General features: G+C 64.4%; 15 protein-coding genes. 8 read left to right on the top strand and 7 right to left on the bottom strand.

Annotated elements, in window-relative coordinates:
• Nucleotides 1-4 precede the first annotated feature (4 nt).
• From ribB to NLM33_RS16235, 3 genes are all read left to right on the top strand, one after another.
• On the top strand, nucleotides 5-1,081 hold the full coding sequence (gene ribB / locus NLM33_RS16245) for a 3,4-dihydroxy-2-butanone-4-phosphate synthase (RefSeq protein ID WP_254097011.1): 1,077 nt from the start codon (nucleotides 5-7) through the stop codon (nucleotides 1,079-1,081).
• Between the two features lie 127 nt (nucleotides 1,082-1,208).
• Nucleotides 1,209-2,423 (top strand): acyl-CoA dehydrogenase, encoded by a 1,215-nt coding sequence (locus NLM33_RS16240; protein ID WP_027524388.1) that lies wholly within the window; start codon nucleotides 1,209-1,211, stop codon nucleotides 2,421-2,423.
• Nucleotides 2,424-2,489: 66 nt separating this feature from the next.
• The gene (locus tag NLM33_RS16235; protein ID WP_254097010.1) at nucleotides 2,490-3,407 is read left to right on the top strand and encodes an MBL fold metallo-hydrolase; all 918 of its coding nucleotides are present in this window, start codon (nucleotides 2,490-2,492) and stop codon (nucleotides 3,405-3,407) included.
• A 123-nt stretch (nucleotides 3,408-3,530) separates the two neighbouring features.
• Here NLM33_RS16235 and NLM33_RS16230 read toward each other — a convergent pair whose 3' ends face one another.
• Both NLM33_RS16230 and NLM33_RS16225 read right to left on the bottom strand, forming a co-directional pair.
• Complete coding sequence (locus tag NLM33_RS16230) at nucleotides 3,531-4,385, bottom strand: DUF1499 domain-containing protein (protein ID WP_254097009.1); 855 nt, start codon at nucleotides 4,383-4,385, stop codon at nucleotides 3,531-3,533.
• 263 nt (nucleotides 4,386-4,648) lie between these two features.
• Nucleotides 4,649-6,277, bottom strand: coding sequence for a fatty-acid--CoA ligase (locus NLM33_RS16225; RefSeq protein ID WP_254097008.1), 1,629 nt, complete (start codon nucleotides 6,275-6,277; stop codon nucleotides 4,649-4,651).
• Nucleotides 6,278-6,342: 65 nt separating this feature from the next.
• On the opposite strand from NLM33_RS16225, the gene NLM33_RS16220 reads away from it, so the two are divergent.
• Nucleotides 6,343-7,422, top strand: a complete 1,080-nt coding sequence (locus tag NLM33_RS16220; protein ID WP_254097007.1) for an extensin family protein — start codon at nucleotides 6,343-6,345, stop codon at nucleotides 7,420-7,422.
• Between the two features lie 34 nt (nucleotides 7,423-7,456).
• Here NLM33_RS16220 and NLM33_RS16215 read toward each other — a convergent pair whose 3' ends face one another.
• On the bottom strand, nucleotides 7,457-8,140 hold the full coding sequence (locus NLM33_RS16215) for a L,D-transpeptidase (RefSeq protein WP_254097006.1): 684 nt from the start codon (nucleotides 8,138-8,140) through the stop codon (nucleotides 7,457-7,459).
• 344 nt (nucleotides 8,141-8,484) lie between these two features.
• Here NLM33_RS16215 and NLM33_RS16210 point away from each other — a divergent pair, with 344 nt between their 5' ends.
• Nucleotides 8,485-9,462, top strand: coding sequence for a magnesium transporter CorA family protein (locus tag NLM33_RS16210; protein ID WP_254097005.1), 978 nt, complete (start codon nucleotides 8,485-8,487; stop codon nucleotides 9,460-9,462).
• 188 nt (nucleotides 9,463-9,650) lie between these two features.
• The gene (locus NLM33_RS16205; protein WP_254097004.1) at nucleotides 9,651-9,869 is read left to right on the top strand and encodes a hypothetical protein; all 219 of its coding nucleotides are present in this window, start codon (nucleotides 9,651-9,653) and stop codon (nucleotides 9,867-9,869) included.
• A 124-nt stretch (nucleotides 9,870-9,993) separates the two neighbouring features.
• Here NLM33_RS16205 and NLM33_RS16200 read toward each other — a convergent pair whose 3' ends face one another.
• The 3 genes from NLM33_RS16200 to pdxH are packed head-to-tail and all read right to left on the bottom strand — an operon-like array spanning nucleotide 9,994 to nucleotide 12,189.
• Nucleotides 9,994-10,764: a class I SAM-dependent methyltransferase gene (locus tag NLM33_RS16200; protein ID WP_254097003.1), complete on the bottom strand. Its 771-nt coding sequence runs from the start codon at nucleotides 10,762-10,764 to the stop codon at nucleotides 9,994-9,996.
• 15 nt (nucleotides 10,765-10,779) lie between these two features.
• Complete coding sequence (locus NLM33_RS16195) at nucleotides 10,780-11,532, bottom strand: SDR family NAD(P)-dependent oxidoreductase (protein WP_254097002.1); 753 nt, start codon at nucleotides 11,530-11,532, stop codon at nucleotides 10,780-10,782.
• A 15-nt stretch (nucleotides 11,533-11,547) separates the two neighbouring features.
• Nucleotides 11,548-12,189, bottom strand: a complete 642-nt coding sequence (pdxH, locus tag NLM33_RS16190; RefSeq protein WP_254097001.1) for a pyridoxamine 5'-phosphate oxidase — start codon at nucleotides 12,187-12,189, stop codon at nucleotides 11,548-11,550.
• A 113-nt stretch (nucleotides 12,190-12,302) separates the two neighbouring features.
• On the opposite strand from pdxH, the gene NLM33_RS16185 reads away from it, so the two are divergent.
• On the top strand, nucleotides 12,303-12,716 hold the full coding sequence (locus NLM33_RS16185; RefSeq protein ID WP_371929958.1) for an RT0821/Lpp0805 family surface protein: 414 nt from the start codon (nucleotides 12,303-12,305) through the stop codon (nucleotides 12,714-12,716).
• Nucleotides 12,717-12,829: 113 nt separating this feature from the next.
• Nucleotides 12,830-13,783, top strand: a complete 954-nt coding sequence (locus tag NLM33_RS16180; RefSeq protein ID WP_254096999.1) for a DnaJ C-terminal domain-containing protein — start codon at nucleotides 12,830-12,832, stop codon at nucleotides 13,781-13,783.
• A 337-nt stretch (nucleotides 13,784-14,120) separates the two neighbouring features.
• Here the strand turns inward: NLM33_RS16180 and NLM33_RS16175 are convergent, their stop codons facing one another.
• Nucleotides 14,121-14,891, bottom strand: a complete 771-nt coding sequence (locus tag NLM33_RS16175) for an anti-sigma factor (protein ID WP_254096998.1) — start codon at nucleotides 14,889-14,891, stop codon at nucleotides 14,121-14,123.
• Nucleotides 14,892-14,970: the final 79 nt, after the last annotated feature.

The raw sequence follows: 14,970 nt of genomic DNA, 5'->3' as shown, positions 1-14,970 counted from the left end.
GGACATGCCCGATACCGTACAGGAAGTCTTGCAGGCCTTTGCCAAGGGTGAGCTCGTCGTCGTCACCGATGACGAGGACCGGGAAGGCGAGGGCGATCTGATCGTCGCCGCCTCGCTCTGCACCGCCGAGAAGATGGCGTTCATCATCCGCCATACCTCGGGCATCGTCTGCGCGCCGATCACCACGGAGGACGCGCGGCGCCTGCGGCTCGATCCGATGGTCGCCCATAACGACTCCGCCCACACCACGGCCTTCACGGTCTCGATCGACTACAAGCCCGACGGCGGCACCGGCATCTCGGCCGAGGAGCGCGCCTCCTGCTGCCGCGCGCTCGCCAATCCAAACGTCGGCGCCGGCGATTTCGCCCGTCCCGGCCACATCTTTCCGCTGATCGCCAAGGATGGCGGCGTGCTGCTGCGCTCCGGCCATACCGAGGCCGCCGTCGACCTCTGCAAGCTCTCCGGCTTGCCGCCCGTCGGTGTCATCAGCGAGCTGATGAACGACGACGGCAGCGTGATGAAGGGCGAGCAGGTCGCGCAGTTTGCCGCCCGGCACAAGCTCAAGCATGTCACGATTGCCGACCTGATCGCATACCGCCAGGCGCGCGAAAAGCTGATCGAGCGGGTCGCGACCTTCGTGACCGAAAGCCCGATCGGGCCGTTGCAGGGCTATGCCTACCGCTCGCCCTTCGATTCCATCGCCCATGTCGCCTTCGTCTATAACGGCGTCGGCGACGGCAAGAATGTGCTGACGCGCTTCCACAAGCCGAACATCGTCAAGGATATCTTCACAGGCCACAAGCGCATGCAGATCGTGCTCGATCATTTCAAGAAGGCCGGCCGCGGCGTCCTGGTCTACTTGCGCGACGGCGCAGCCGGCGTGCCCGTGGAGCCCCTGCCTGATGAATCGACGGCCGAGGCCGACCGCAACCGGCAGTGGCGCGAGGTCGGCGTCGGCGCGCAGATCCTGCGCGATCTCGGCGTCACCTCGATCCGGCATCTGACGTCGTCGGTGCATGACTACAAGGGCCTGTCCGGCTTTGGCATCGAGATCGTCGCCAACGAGCAGCTCGAGACCTGACGCGCGGTCATTCCGTGCGCGCGCCACGCGGCCCGGAACGACCGAAACCAGGACGCAATTGCAACTGGCGCTGCGGCGCTTTAATTTAACGGTCAATTAGACGGAACCAGATGCGAAAGGACGTTTCATGAGCGTGCGCCCTCAGGCCAAGGACAAGCCGGCTGCGGCTTCTTTCCAGTGGGACGATCCGTTCCTGCTCGACGAGCAGCTCACCGAAGACGAACGCATGGTGCGCGACACTGCGCGAGCCTACGCCCAGGACAAGCTGCTGCCGCGCGTCACCAAGGCTTATCTCGAAGAGAAGACCGATCGCGAGATCTTTAACGAGATGGGCGAACTCGGCCTGATCGGCATCACGCTGCCGGAGGAATATGGCTGTGCCAATGCGGGCTACGTCGCCTACGGCCTCGTCGCCCGCGAGATCGAGCGGGTCGATTCCGGCTACCGTTCGATGAACTCGGTCCAGTCCTCGCTGGTGATGTACCCGATCTACGCCTATGGCGACGAGAATCAGCGCAAGAAGTACCTGCCGAAGCTCGCCAGCGGCGAGTGGGTCGGCTGCTTCGGCCTCACCGAGCCCGACGCCGGTTCCGACCCGGCCGGCATGAAGACCCGCGCCGAGAAGGTCTCGGATGGCTATCGCCTGACCGGCAGCAAGATGTGGATCTCGAATGCGCCGATCGCCGACGTGTTCGTGGTCTGGGCCAAGTCGGCCGAGCACGACAACCAGATCCGCGGCTTCGTGCTGGAGAAGGGCATGAAGGGCCTCTCCGCGCCGAAGATCGGCGGCAAACTGTCGTTGCGCGCTTCCATCACCGGCGAGGTCGTGATGGATGGCGTCGTGGTGCCCGAGAGTGCACTGCTGCCCAACGTGTCCGGCCTGAAGGGGCCGTTCGGTTGCCTCAACCGCGCCCGCTACGGCATTTCCTGGGGCGCCCTCGGCGCGGCCGAGGATTGCATGCACCGCGCCCGGCAATACACGCTCGACCGCAAGCAGTTCGGCAAGCCGCTCGCCGCGACCCAGCTCGTGCAGAAGAAGCTCGCGGACATGGAGACCGAGATTGCGCTGGGCCTCCAGGCAAGCCTGCGCGTCGGCCGCCTGATGGACGAAGGCAAGTTCGCCCCCGAGATGATCTCGATCGTCAAGCGCAACAATTGCGGCAAGGCGCTCGACATCGCCCGCGTCGCGCGCGACATGCATGGTGGCAATGGCATCTCGATCGAGTATCACGTGATGCGCCACGTCCATAACCTCGAGACCGTGAACACCTACGAGGGCACGCACGACGTCCACGCCCTGATCCTTGGCCGCGCCATCACGGGCATCCAGGCGTTTTTCTGATCAGGTCCTCCGTCATTCCGGGTTCGGCCCTGCGGGCCGCCCCGGAATGACGTCAAAGAAAAGATCATGTCCGATAACGACGACGTCCCGTTCAACCGCAATTTTCCGCTGAAGCCCGGCGTCGTCGAGGAAGTCCGTCCCGGCGTGCGCCGCGTGCTCTGCAACAATCCGAGCCCGTTCACCTTCACCGGCACGGTCAGCTACGTCGTGGGTCAGGGCAAGGTTGCGATCATCGACCCAGGTCCGGACAACGAGGCCCATGCGGCGGCGCTGCTCGATGCAGTGCGTGGCGAGACGGTCACGCATATTCTCGTCACTCACACCCATCGCGATCATTCGCCGAACACCGGCCGCATCAAGCAGGCGACCGGCGCGACTGTCTATGCCGAAGGCCCGCATCGTGCCTCGCGCCCGCGTTTCGAGAGCGAGAAGCACAATCCGGAATCGGGTGCCGACCGCGACTTCGCGCCCGACGTGACGGTTGCCCATGGCGACGACATCGAAGGCTCAGGCTGGCGGCTCGAAGCCGTCGCGACGCCGGGCCACACCGCCAACCACCTTGCCTTCGCCTGGCCCGAGCGGAAATTCAGCTTCGTCGGCGATCACGTGATGGGTTGGTCGACCTCGATCGTGGCTCCGCCCGACGGCTCGATGATTGATTACATGGACTCGCTCGACCGGCTCGCAGCGCGCGAGGAGGATCTCTATTTCTCCGGCCACGGCGCCGAGATTCCCGAAGGGCCGCGCTATGTGCGCTTCCTGATCCGCCACCGCAAGGCGCGCGAAGCCTCGATCCTGCATCGCCTTGCCAAGGGCGAGGCCGACATCCCAACCATGGTGCGCGCGATCTATATCGGCATTGATCCGCGGCTCACGACGGCGGCCGGCTATTCCGTGCTGGCGCATCTGGAGGACCTCGTCGCCCGCGGCGTGGTGGCGACGGACGGCGATCCCGTGATTGCGGGGACGTACAGGATGGCCTAACCTCCGTCATTCCGGAGCGATGCGCAGCATCGAACCCGGAATCCGGAGATTGTGGCGCGAGATTCCCCAATGCGCAATTGCGCATTGGGGTTCGCGCTTTGCGCGCCCCGGAATGACGGAAGGCTATTTCTTCACCGTCTTCGCCGGCGGCTTGACCGGGACGACCGGCGCCTTCTTCGCCGGCTTCAGCGCATCAGCGTCGGCCGCGGTGTTGAGATCGTCGATGAACTTGCTGACGCGTGCGGCGTTGCTGCCGAGGTCGCTCTCGAAGTAACGCGAGGCCGAGCGGATATCGACGCGTGAGTCGTCGCCGTCAGGCACGATGCGGATCGAGACATCCTCGCGGAACCCCATGATCGGCGAGCGCGCAACCGCCTCGATGCGGCCGATGCGGCGCGGCGGCTGCGGCGGACGCTCGTCGATGATCAACCATTTGCGCTTGTTGGCGATCTGGAGCGACAGCGCATAGGCTCGGTCGACGGAAATTTCGAGCTCGATCGGCTCGATGTCCGGATAGAAGCGGCGCTGCTGCTCGGCCGAATAGAGGCCGGCATAAACGGCCGGATTGGCACCGTCGCCGGTGCGAAGGCGCGCCAGCGCCTCGAAGCGCGGCGGGTCGATCGGATCGGTGGTGATGTCGTGGATCGCCGGCAGCCTGCGGTACTGGAAGGCGAGATAGGCGGGATAGGCGAGGATCAGCGCGTTGATCAGGAAGGCGAACAGGATGCGCGCCATTCCGCGCGAGCCGTTCTGCCAGATCGCCGCAAAGCCCGCGAGCCCGAACAGGATGGAGAGCCCCGCGATCGCAAGCCCGCCGAAGAAGGTCGCCAGCGCCGGCTTGATCTCCAGAAAGCCGAAGCGGACGATGATGATCGAGACCAGGACCGCCACCACCGCGAACACGGCCAGATTACGCGCCCAGCTGGCGAGCCCGGACACGGGCTCTGACTGGTAGGGAGCGGAAAACCTGCGGGCCATGCTGTTCCATCACCGATGTCAGTCGCCGGTTGCGGGGCACGGGCGACGGGAGCAAGCTGACCTAGCGCATTTTCCGCAGGGCTGTGAAGCGGTTTATCCCCCACCTTTATCCCCGTTCCGGATCCCTCTGTGGTGGTCGAACAAGCGGATGTCCCTCAGCCGGCCGGAGGCGGGCTTTCGCTGCTCGCAATTGTAAGCGCTCGAAAACGACGCGGCCCCTGCCGATCCCGCAGGGGCCGCGCCGCCGATGCTCTTGTGATCCCCTACGCCGCTGCGTGCGGGAAGCGATAGTCCTTGAACTGGTCGCGCAGCGCCGTCTTCAGGATCTTGCCGGTCGCGGTATGCGGGATGCCGTCGACGAAGGCGACGTCGTCGGGCATCCACCATTTCGCGATCTTGCCGTCCATGAACTTCAGGATGTCCTCGCGTGTGGCCTGTTGGCCCTGCTTGAGCTGCACGATCAGCAGCGGGCGCTCATCCCATTTGGGGTGATGGACGCCGATCACGGCCGCTTCCGCGACCGCGGGGTGACCGACCGCGAGGTTTTCTAGATCGATCGAGGAGATCCACTCGCCGCCGGACTTGATCACGTCCTTGGAACGGTCGGTGATCCGCATATAGCCGTCCTGGTCGACGGTCGAGACGTCGCCGGTGTCGAAGAAACCTTCTCCGTCGAGGATGTTGGCATCGATCCGGTAGTACGCTTTTGCAACCGCGGGGCCCGACACTTTCAGGCGGCCGAAGGTCTTGCCGTCCCACGGCAGCTCCTTGCCGGCATCGTCGGTGATCTTCATCTCCACGCCGAACGGCGGATAGCCCTGGGTCTGGAGCACGTCGAGCCGCGCATCGCCGGTGGTCTCGGCAAATGGCGGCTTGAGCGCCGCAACCGTTCCGATCGGGCTCATCTCGGTCATGCCCCAGGCGTGGCGGACGCGCGTGCCCATGTCGATGAACGACTTGATCATCGAGCGCGGCATCGCCGAGCCGCCGCAGATCACCATCTTCAGATGCGGCAGCTTCAGATTGTTGGCCGCCATGTGCTGGAGCAGCATCAGCCACACGGTCGGAACGCCTGCGGTATGGGTCACCTTCTCGGTATCGAGCAGCTCGTAGACCGACGCGCCGTCGAGCTTGGCGCCGGGCATCACGAGCTTGGTGCCTTGCGAAGGCGCGGACAAGGCGATGCCCCAGCTGTTGGCATGGAACAGCGGCACTACCGGCAGCATTGTCTCGGAGGCGCTGGTGCCGAGCGCGTCGACATTGTTGGCCATCAGGGCGTGCAGCACGTTGGAGCGATGCGAATACAACACGCCCTTGGGATCGCCCGTCGTGCCGGAGGTGTAGCACATGGCGGCGGCCGTGTTCTCGTCAAAATCCTTCCATGCGAACTTGCCGTCGGCCTTCGCGATCCACTCCTCATAGGCGACCGCGTTCTTCAACGTGGTCTGCGGCATGTGCGCCTTGTCGGTGAGGACGACGTAGCGCTCGACGCTTCCCAGCTTGTCGGCGAGCTTCTCCAGCACCGGAACGAAGGTGATGTCGGTCATCACGATGCGGTCCTGCGCATGGTTGATGATCCAGGCGATCTGCTCGGGGAAAAGGCGGGGATTGACGGTATGGCAGATGGCGCCGATGCCCATGATGCCGTACCAGACCTCGAGGTGGCGCCACGTGTTCCAGGCGATCGTGGCGACGCGGTCGCCGAGCTTGATGCCGTCGTGCTCCAGCATCTGCGAAACTTTCAGGGCGCGCGCGTGGATTTCGGCGTAGTTGGTGCGATGGATCGGTCCTTCGATCGAGCGCGTGACGACCTCCTGCTTGCCATGAATCCTGGCGGCGTGTTCGATGATCCGGTGGCAGAGCAGGGGCCAGTCTTGCATCAAACCAAGCATTCCGACGTTCCTCCGAATAAGGGCTGGACTTGTTATCGCTCTCAGCTCTGGGCCAAAGAATTGTCATGAATTTTAGCCTGCCGGACTTTTGCCGCAAATGGTCTTGTCGCGGCTATATGTCCGCCGGTGCGGCAATGGTTACCGTCGTGCTGGGGCTGTCGCTTGCGCCTGCCGGGGCGCGGAAATATGCCGCGCCGCTCGACCTGTTCGGCTTCGGTCCGCCGCGACCTCGCGGCACCGTTCATCCGGCCAAAATTCCGGCCAAAATTCCCTTGCCGAGACCGCGGCCGGAGGATGTGCCCAAGGAAGTGGCCAAGCCTGTGCCGGAGCGGCCGGCGGCCGAAGAAAAGCCTGCTGCCGACAAGCCGGCCGGACCGGCGGCCCCACCAGAGAAGCAGGCCTCGGCCTGCCGGCTCGCCCTCACTGAGGAGATCGCAATTGCGCCCTCGATCCCCGACATTCGTGGCCCGGGCGCCTGCGGCGGCGAGGATCTGGTGCGGCTCGAGGCGATCGTGCTGCCGGACAAGCGCAAGGTGCAGGTCAAGCCGGCCGCGATCCTTCGCTGCGGCATGGCATCGGCCATTGCCGACTGGGTCCGTTCGGACATGGCGCCGCTTGCCGCGAGCCTCGGGAGCACCATCAGCGATCTCGACAATTTCGATTCCTTCGAGTGTCGCGGCCGCAACCGCATCGTCGGGGCCATGCTGTCGGAGCACGGCCGCGCCAACGCGCTCGACGTGCGCGCGTTCAAGCTCGCCAACGGGCAGTCGATCGGGTTGACCGACCGCACCGTGCCGCGCGAGTTGCGCGAGCGTGTGCTGCATTCCGTCTGCGCGCGCTTTTCAACCGTGCTGGGGCCTGGATCGGACTGGTATCACGAGGACCACATCCATCTCGATCTGATGCAGCGCCGCAACGATTACCGGATCTGCCAGTGGAACGTCTGGGATCCCCTGCCACAGGTCGCCCCGCTGCTGCCGGCCGAGCGGCCGGAGGAAGCTCCGCCGCGCGAGGTGGCAGCCAAGTCGGGGGAGGACAAGGAGGGTGTGGAGCAGGGCGATGCGGCGAAATCCGGCTCACAGCCGGACGAGCCTGCCGGCGGTGCCGAAGCGCCCCGAAAGCAGGCAACAAAAAAGCGCCGGTAGCAAGCCGACGCTTTCTCGAAAGCCTCAGGAAAGCTCAGTACTGTGAATTGCTGTTGCCGCCGCCACGCAGGGCGAGCTGCGAATTGTACGGGGAGTCGCCGTGCTTCGGCTCGAGCACGACCACGATGGTGCCGACCTTGACGCGGCCGTAGAGGTCGATCGCGTCCTCGTTGGTCAGGCGGATGCAGCCCGAGGAGATCGAAGCGCCGATATATTCAGGCTGGTTCGTACCGTGGATGCGGAACAGCGTGTCCTTGCCGCCCGAGTAGAGATACATCGCGCGGGAGCCCATCGGATTGTCAGGACCCGGCGCCACATAGGTCGGCACGCCCAGGCGCGAGATTTCGCCGGGGGTCGGATGCCAGGCAGGCCATTCGGTCATGCTGCCGATCTTGGCGATACCCGACCAGGCCATGGCTTCTTCGCCGACGGTAATGCCGTAGCGGATCGCCTTGCCGCCATCCATCACGTAGTAGAGGTAGTGATTGTCGGAATCGACCACGATCGAGCCCGGCGACTCCTTGCGGTGGTAATCGACGATGGCCCGGCGGAAGGGCTCCGCGACGGGGGTGTTTTCGTACCGAATCTTGGCAAGGAGTTCCTTGTCCTTCGGCTTGAAGGCCTTGGTATCGGTCGCCTCGAAATGAGTGGCCTGCATGCAGCCCGTCAGCATCAAACCGGCGGCCAGAATTCCCAACTTAACTTTCAGCGACGACATTGGCTTGGTTCCAATCGAAACAAATACCCATGCGCAGGCCTTGAGCTTGCCGCCCAAGTTCCACGATTCCGATGGACCTATTATCGGTTGAAACCTGCCACAATTCCAGCGTTTAGGGCCTTATCCCGCGCTGCAAAGCCCAAGCTGTGGCTTTTTTGCCGCAAGTTTTGAGCCTCTGGGCCGATTTTTGGGCAAAGGATGCAGAACTGTCGGTTCCATGCCGCGGTTACGCCACCAGCCGGCCACAAATGCAAACGCCCCGTTAATGTGATTGTCATTCTGCACCTGTCAGAATCGCGCTAAGGGCCGTGAGCTGGCCTTTTCGGCCCCCGCTGGAGTAGTTCATGTTTTCGGTGTTCGTTCCCTCCGAGTCCGCCCTGAAAAAGGCCGTCGTCGAAGACCTCTCGGTGCTGCCGGAGAGCGCGGTGTGGATTGATCTGTTCAACCCCACCGGCGCCGAGGACAAGGCGGTGGAGCGGCTGGCGGGGATCGCAATCCCGACCCGGGAGGACATGCAGGAGATCGAGATCTCCAGCCGTCTCTATATCGAGAACGGCGCGCGCTACATGACGGCGACGCTGATGTGTCACTCCGATACCGACATGCCCCGGACCACGGCGGTGACCTTCATCCTTGGCGACCATCGCCTGGTGACCGTGCGTTACGACGTGCCCAAGCCCTTTGCGCTGGTCGAGGCTAAGCTCGGCCGCTCCTGCACCCCCGCCATCACCGGCGAGATGGTGCTGATGGAACTTCTGGATGCCGTGATCGACCGCTGCGCCGACATTCTGGAACGCTGCGGCGCCGACATCGACCAGGTCTCGCACGATATCTTCGAGCCGGAGAGCGAGCGCCACGGTCACGCCAAGCAATATTCCCAGATCCTGATCGCGATCGGCCGCAAGGGCGACCTGACCTCGAAGGTCCGCGAGAGCCTGGTGTCGATCGGCCGCGTCGTCACGTTCCTGTCGGCCATCGTGGAAGGCGTGAAATGGTCCAAGGACATGCGCGAGCAGCTCAAGACCATGCAGCGCGACGTGGCATCGCTGACCGATCATGCCTCCTATCTCTCCAACAAGATCACCTTCGTGCTCGACGCCATGCTCGGCGTCGTCAATCTCGAGCAGAACAACATCATCAAGCTATTCTCGGTGATGGCCGTGGTCCTGATGCCGCCGACGCTGATCGCGTCGATCTACGGCATGAACTTCAAGGCCATGCCGGAGCTCGAATGGGTGCACGGCTATCCGATGGCGCTGGTGATGATGCTCGCCGCCGCGATTGTTCCGTACTGGATATTCAAGTGGAAGAAGTGGCTGTGAGATAGCTACCGAACTGTTACGCAGTTTGCGGAGAGACCGTGAACGCTTGTTGTGAAATGTGGCGCTGCGTAGACGGTATCTAGGTCACATTCTCTGCCTCATTTCCTCAGCTAAAATTTGAGCGTTGGGCTGAACGTTTGGGCGAAACTTGTCTGCGATAAGCAGCGGGTAAGCCGCGAGGAACAGCCATGGTTGAAAAACGCATAACGACGCCCCGCAACGTCATCGATCTGGCGAGCTATCGTCAGGTCCTGGCGAACGGCAAGGCGTCGTCGATGTCGGCACGGCTGTGCCGGCACTGTGGTGCTCCGCTGCTCGACGGCGAGAATGACGACGACTGCTCGACCGCATTCAATGCAGCCACTCCGCGGCTGCGTGAGACGTCGCGTCGGATTCGTGCCGATTGAGAAACGGGAGGGGTTAAGGCAATCCAGGTCTTGCGGCGGCTTTGTCTGGGTTGCCTTGCTTCCGTTTCCAAACACGGATTATTCCTCTGAAAACCCGCCGCATCGTCACCCAGCTCAGGTGCCCTTAGGGCCTCACGATCTCGGCCACGGATAGCAGCGTTTCGGTGATCACGCCGTCGCGGCTGAAGGGCGCAAGACGCTTCTCGACATCGCGCAGCATCGCCTCGACATTGTCCCCCACTGCTTCCGGCGATGACGAGGAGAAGGTGAGAACGCGCCGCGCCAGGTCACGCACGCTGATCTCGTGCCTCGTCTCGACCTTGATCACATCCGCGACCTGAAACGTGCTGCCGCGGAAGAAGGCCGGCAGGTCGCGATGCGTTCGCTCGCCGCGGCCAGCTTCCTCCCAGAGTTTGGCTGGCGACCAGTTGCAGCGCGCCGCATTGTAGTCGTCGAGCCACGGATTGCGGTTATCGGGGGTTGAGAACGATGCGCAGATGGCGATCGCGCCGTCTTGCGCGACCAGCCGCTCGAGCAATGCGAGCGTAGGCGCGCGATCCATCCAATGCAGGGCGCGCCCAATCGTCACGAGGTCGAAAGTGCCGATGTCGGAGGGAAGCATCTCGGCCTTGCTCTCGATCAGCCTGAGATCCCGGCCAGTGCGCGCGGCCGAACGCCGTGCGGCATCGAGCATGTCCGGTTCCGGGTCGACGCCGACGATGCGGCCGACATAGGGGGCGAAGCCGAGCGCGAGCAGACCGGGTCCGGTGCCGAGGTCGATCAGCGCGGATCGCTCGGCGAGCGCGAGCCGCTGCGCGACGCTGCGAAAGAATTCCGGCGGATAAGGCGGCCGCAGGAGTTCGTAGAGTGACGCCGTGGTAGCGAACCGACCCATCGTTTCGCCCGCGTTCTACACGTGCTGGCCGCCGTTGATGTGGATCTCGGCGCCGTTCACGTAGGACGACGTCTCCGTACACAGCACGTAGATGATCTTGGCGACCTCGTCGGGCGTGCCGAGGCGGTGCAGCGGGATTTGCTGGTCGACGATCTTCTCGGTGCCGGGCGACAGGATCGAGGTGTCGATCTCGCCCGGCGCGATTGCGTTGACGCGCACGCCAACGCGGCCGAAGTCGGAGGCCATCTCGCGCGTCAGGGCGGCGAGCGCGGCCTTCGAGGTGGCGTAGGCAGCTCCCGCAAAGGGATGCACGCGCGAGCCGGCAATCGAGGTGACGTTCACCACCGATCCTTTCGCCGCCTTCAACTCCTCGATCAGCCCGCGCGCCATCATGATCGGCGCGAAGAAGTTGACGTGAAAGACATGCGTCCAGGTGTCGAGATCGGTGTCGACCGAGCCGAGCCTGGAGCCGCCCGGGCCCTTCGGCGAGATTGCGGCGTTGTTGACGAGCGCATGCAGCATGCCGCCTTCGAGGCGGCGGCGGATCTCATTGATCGCGCGCGCCGTGTCCTCGGGATCGGCGAGGTCGACCCGGATGTGATCTTCAGGGCCGGCGTCCCATGGGCAGTCTTCCGGGAACGCATGCCGCGAGCAGGTGATGACGCGCCAGCCCGCCGAGGAGAAGCGGATCACGGTGGCGTGGCCGATGCCGCGGCTCGCCCCGGTCAGGAGCAGCGTGCGGCGCGGCGCATTGGATGAATGCGGCATGGGGGGTTCTTCAGCTCAGGGATACATCCGCGTCTTGGACCACGGCTGGCCGGCCGCGTCACGGCGAAATTCGATGCGGTCGTGCAGACGGAATGGGCGGTCGTGCCAAAACTCGATCCGCGACGGGGTGATGCGCCAGCCGCTCCAGCCCGGCGGCCGCGGCACCTCGCCGATGACGTATTTGGCGGCGACCTTGGCGATCGCCTGCTCGAAGGCGAAGCGGCTCTCCAGCGGCTGCGACTGCTTGCTCGCCCAGGCGCCGATCTGCGCCTGCTTGGGGCGCGTGGCGAAATAGGCGTCGGCCTCGGCATCGGTCACCGGCGTCACGTTGCCGCGGATGCGCACCTGCCGGCACAGCGACTTCCAGTGAAAAAGTAACGCCGCCTTAGGATTTGCGGCGAGTTCGCGGCCCTTCTGGCTTGCAATGTGGCTGTAGAAGACGAATCCGTCGGAATCAAAGCCTTTCATCAGCACCATGCGCACATCGGGCAGGCCGTCCGCGTCGACGGTCGAGAGTGCCATGGCGTTGGGATCGTTCGGCTCGCTCTTGATCGCCTCGTTCAACCAGGCCTCGAACAGCGCGAACGGCTCGTCGGCGGAGGTGAAATCACCGGATGTTAAGGGTGTCTGGTGTTTCATCGAGCTCGTATCGGTCATGTCTGGAGTCCGAGTTGCGTTCCGCGGCCCAAAGCGCGTTGTTGTCCGCTTCTGCCCTATATAGGGCATGGGGGAGCGTTGGCCTATCGGCGATCCGGCCCTCCAGCCTCGCCATGACAATGATTCTAATCGGGCTCGGCACGGGCGGCTGTAGTCTCTCCCGCAATGACGGCGGCGTCCTTGCCAAAGGGCCGTTCGCCAAGATGGGCGAGGGCGATGTCACTGGCTCGATCACCAAGGATCAGGCGCCGACCGAGGGCGATCTCGCCTTCGCCCGCAACGCGGCGTCCGACGTGTTGAGCCAGGGTGACAAGGATGCCAGCCAGCACTGGGAAAATCCGGAGACCGGTGCACGCGGTTCGGTGACCCCGATCGCGCAGTCCTACGCTGCCGAAGACGGACGCAAATGCCGGGATTTCCTGGCGAGCTACGTTAACGGTCAGACCGAAAGCTGGCTCCAGGGCGCCGGTTGCCAGAGTGGCCATGGCCGCTGGGAGATTCATACGCTAAAGCCATGGCGGAGCTAGGATTCGCTCAGCGACCCTAGTTGCAAAAATGCCACGGGCACCCCAGATGATCCTCAGACGGGGGTGGGGAGCCCTTTTGACACTATCGATTTCCGTGAAGGGAGACGTGACGGATGCGCGACCCCTATGAGGTCTTGGGGGTGCCGCGGAGCGCCAACGCTGCCGCGATCAAGAGCGCCTATCGCAAGCTCGCCAAGAAGCATCATCCCGACAGCAACAAGAACGACCCGAAGGCAGCCGAGCGCTTCGCCGAGATCAACACTGCGAACGAGATCCTCGGCGACGAGGACAAGCGCAAGCAGTTCGATCGCGGCGAGATCGACGCCGAGGGCAAGCCGCGCTTCCAGGGCTTTCCGGGCGGCGGGGGCGCGCGCGGGCGCGCCGGCCCCGGCGGCTTCGAATATTCATTCCGCTCCGGCGGTGGCGGTCCGGGTGGGGGCGCGTTCGAGGACATTCTCAACAGCATGTTCGGCGGCGCGGCGCGCGGTGCGCGGCCCGGTGGCGGCGGATCCCAGTTCGAGTTCGACACCGGCGGGGTCGGGGTCGATCTCGACCTCAATGTCGCCATGACGGTGTCGCTGGAGGAGGCGGTCCATGGCGGGGACAAGCGCGTCCGGCTGCCGACCGGCAAGGAGCTCAACGTCAAGATTCCGGCCGGCGTCGCGAGCGGCCAGCAGATCCGGCTGAAGGGGCAGGGCGAGACTGCGCCGGGCCATCCGCCGGGCGACCTGCTCATCACCGTCACCATTGCCCCGCATCCGTTCTTCAAGGTCGATGGCGCCGACCTGCGGATCGATCTGCCGGTCACGCTCTATGAGGCGGTGCTCGGCGGCAAGGTCCGTGTGCCGACGCTCGGCAATGCGGTCGAGCTGACGATCCCGAAAAACACCTCCAGCGGCCGGACTTTCCGGCTAAAGGGCAAGGGCCTGCCGAAATCGGGTGGAACAGGCGACCTCTTCGTCACCACCCGCATCATGCTGCCTGATGGGAACGATGCCGAGCTTGAAGCATTGATGCAGAAGTGGCGGGACCAGCACCCCTACAATCCGCGTAGTGGGCTCGGCTAACGCATGATCGGGACGAGCGGGGCGCGCTCGTGGGAACGGATCACGCGCTCGCAAAGAGCATTTTCCCAACAGGTAATGCTCCAATAGACGCATGGAGCGCGGTCGCGGCGCTATCGTGTCCGGCGTGCCGGCTGCCGCAATGCAGCCGCGAAAAGAGTGCGGCCTCGAGAGGGGGACCAGCGCGGTACCAAAAACCCCAATCGAGGCCGCCTGCGCCGATCGGCGGATCGAACGCTGCTCATTTTCGCGTGATCATCCGGTGCGATAATGAGACGCGCCGATGTCTTGATTCCAAATTTTCAATGTCCGAATCTTGGCGAATGCGCTTGGACGTTGTCTAGGTGCCGTTCTTCTCCGCCTGGTCGTAGACGGCGCGCGCCACCTTGGTGAGCCGGTCGCGGTCGCCGCCGCCGGTCACGACATAGCCGACGCCGCGATCGGCCCAGAACAAGGCGCCGTCCTTGTCCATCGTGGTGTAGCGCATCTGGGTCTCGCCGGTCTTGGTCTTGGCGGTGTAGATCGTGAACCGCTCCCCGGAGGCGCTCTCATACATCAGGAAAGAGGCCGGGCCGTTCGGCCCCGGCAGCAACCGGCCGCCGACGAGCTTGAGCCCGCTCGCCTCGAGGTTCGGCGCGAACACCGTCCAGCCGCAGCGCTTGGTCAACCAGGCCTGGAGATGGTCGCGCTCGTTGCCGGGGACCTCGACGGGGTGGCGGACCTCGACGACATAAAGGCGGTGGGCGTCGAGCGCGTCCTCGGTGAAGCTCTGGAAGGTCGAGGGCGTATTGGCGGCGTCGTGCGCCAGCCAGCCGGCCGCGCCGCCGGCCACGAACGCCAGCAGGGCGGCCGCCGCGGCGCCATAGAGCCATTGCCTGGGACGGCGCACCAGCCGCTCGAGCTCCAGGCGCCTCGGCACCGGCTCCTGCGCCACGGTGTCATAGCGGGCGTGCAGCAACTCGGCCATCGCGCGCCAGGAGTTGACCCGTTCGGCCTCCTCGGGATTGGCGGCAAGCCAGGCCTCGACGTCGGCGCGGCGCTCGGCCGGCAGCTCGCCATCGACATAGGCGTGCAATTCGTCCTCGGTCACGGAAATCCTGCGTTCGGTCATATCGGTCGTCTCTGGCTCGTCGGCCCAAAATATCGTTCGCCGTTCAAATCCATTCGTCCCCGCTGCATGCACAGGGCGC

The sequence above is a fragment of the Bradyrhizobium sp. CCGUVB1N3 genome (genome assembly GCF_024199925.1).
Lineage (GTDB): Bacteria > Pseudomonadota > Alphaproteobacteria > Rhizobiales > Xanthobacteraceae > Bradyrhizobium.
The sequence above is the reverse complement of the archived record's forward strand: the minus strand, read 5'-3'. Positions and strand labels throughout refer to the sequence as shown.

Coding starts and splice junctions, on each gene's coding strand:
- ribB (WP_254097011.1), top strand. CDS start 5: ATGCCCGATACCGTACAGGAAGTCTTGCAGGCCTTTGCCAAGGGTGAG.
- NLM33_RS16240 (WP_027524388.1), top strand. CDS start 1,209: ATGAGCGTGCGCCCTCAGGCCAAGGACAAGCCGGCTGCGGCTTCTTTC.
- NLM33_RS16235 (WP_254097010.1), top strand. CDS start 2,490: ATGTCCGATAACGACGACGTCCCGTTCAACCGCAATTTTCCGCTGAAG.
- NLM33_RS16230 (WP_254097009.1), bottom strand. CDS start 4,385: ATGGCCCGCAGGTTTTCCGCTCCCTACCAGTCAGAGCCCGTGTCCGGG.
- NLM33_RS16225 (WP_254097008.1), bottom strand. CDS start 6,277: ATGCTTGGTTTGATGCAAGACTGGCCCCTGCTCTGCCACCGGATCATC.
- NLM33_RS16220 (WP_254097007.1), top strand. CDS start 6,343: ATGAATTTTAGCCTGCCGGACTTTTGCCGCAAATGGTCTTGTCGCGGC.
- NLM33_RS16215 (WP_254097006.1), bottom strand. CDS start 8,140: ATGTCGTCGCTGAAAGTTAAGTTGGGAATTCTGGCCGCCGGTTTGATG.
- NLM33_RS16210 (WP_254097005.1), top strand. CDS start 8,485: ATGTTTTCGGTGTTCGTTCCCTCCGAGTCCGCCCTGAAAAAGGCCGTC.
- NLM33_RS16205 (WP_254097004.1), top strand. CDS start 9,651: ATGGTTGAAAAACGCATAACGACGCCCCGCAACGTCATCGATCTGGCG.
- NLM33_RS16200 (WP_254097003.1), bottom strand. CDS start 10,764: ATGGGTCGGTTCGCTACCACGGCGTCACTCTACGAACTCCTGCGGCCG.
- NLM33_RS16195 (WP_254097002.1), bottom strand. CDS start 11,532: ATGCCGCATTCATCCAATGCGCCGCGCCGCACGCTGCTCCTGACCGGG.
- pdxH (WP_254097001.1), bottom strand. CDS start 12,189: ATGACCGATACGAGCTCGATGAAACACCAGACACCCTTAACATCCGGT.
- NLM33_RS16185 (WP_371929958.1), top strand. CDS start 12,303: ATGACAATGATTCTAATCGGGCTCGGCACGGGCGGCTGTAGTCTCTCC.
- NLM33_RS16180 (WP_254096999.1), top strand. CDS start 12,830: ATGCGCGACCCCTATGAGGTCTTGGGGGTGCCGCGGAGCGCCAACGCT.
- NLM33_RS16175 (WP_254096998.1), bottom strand. CDS start 14,891: ATGACCGAACGCAGGATTTCCGTGACCGAGGACGAATTGCACGCCTAT.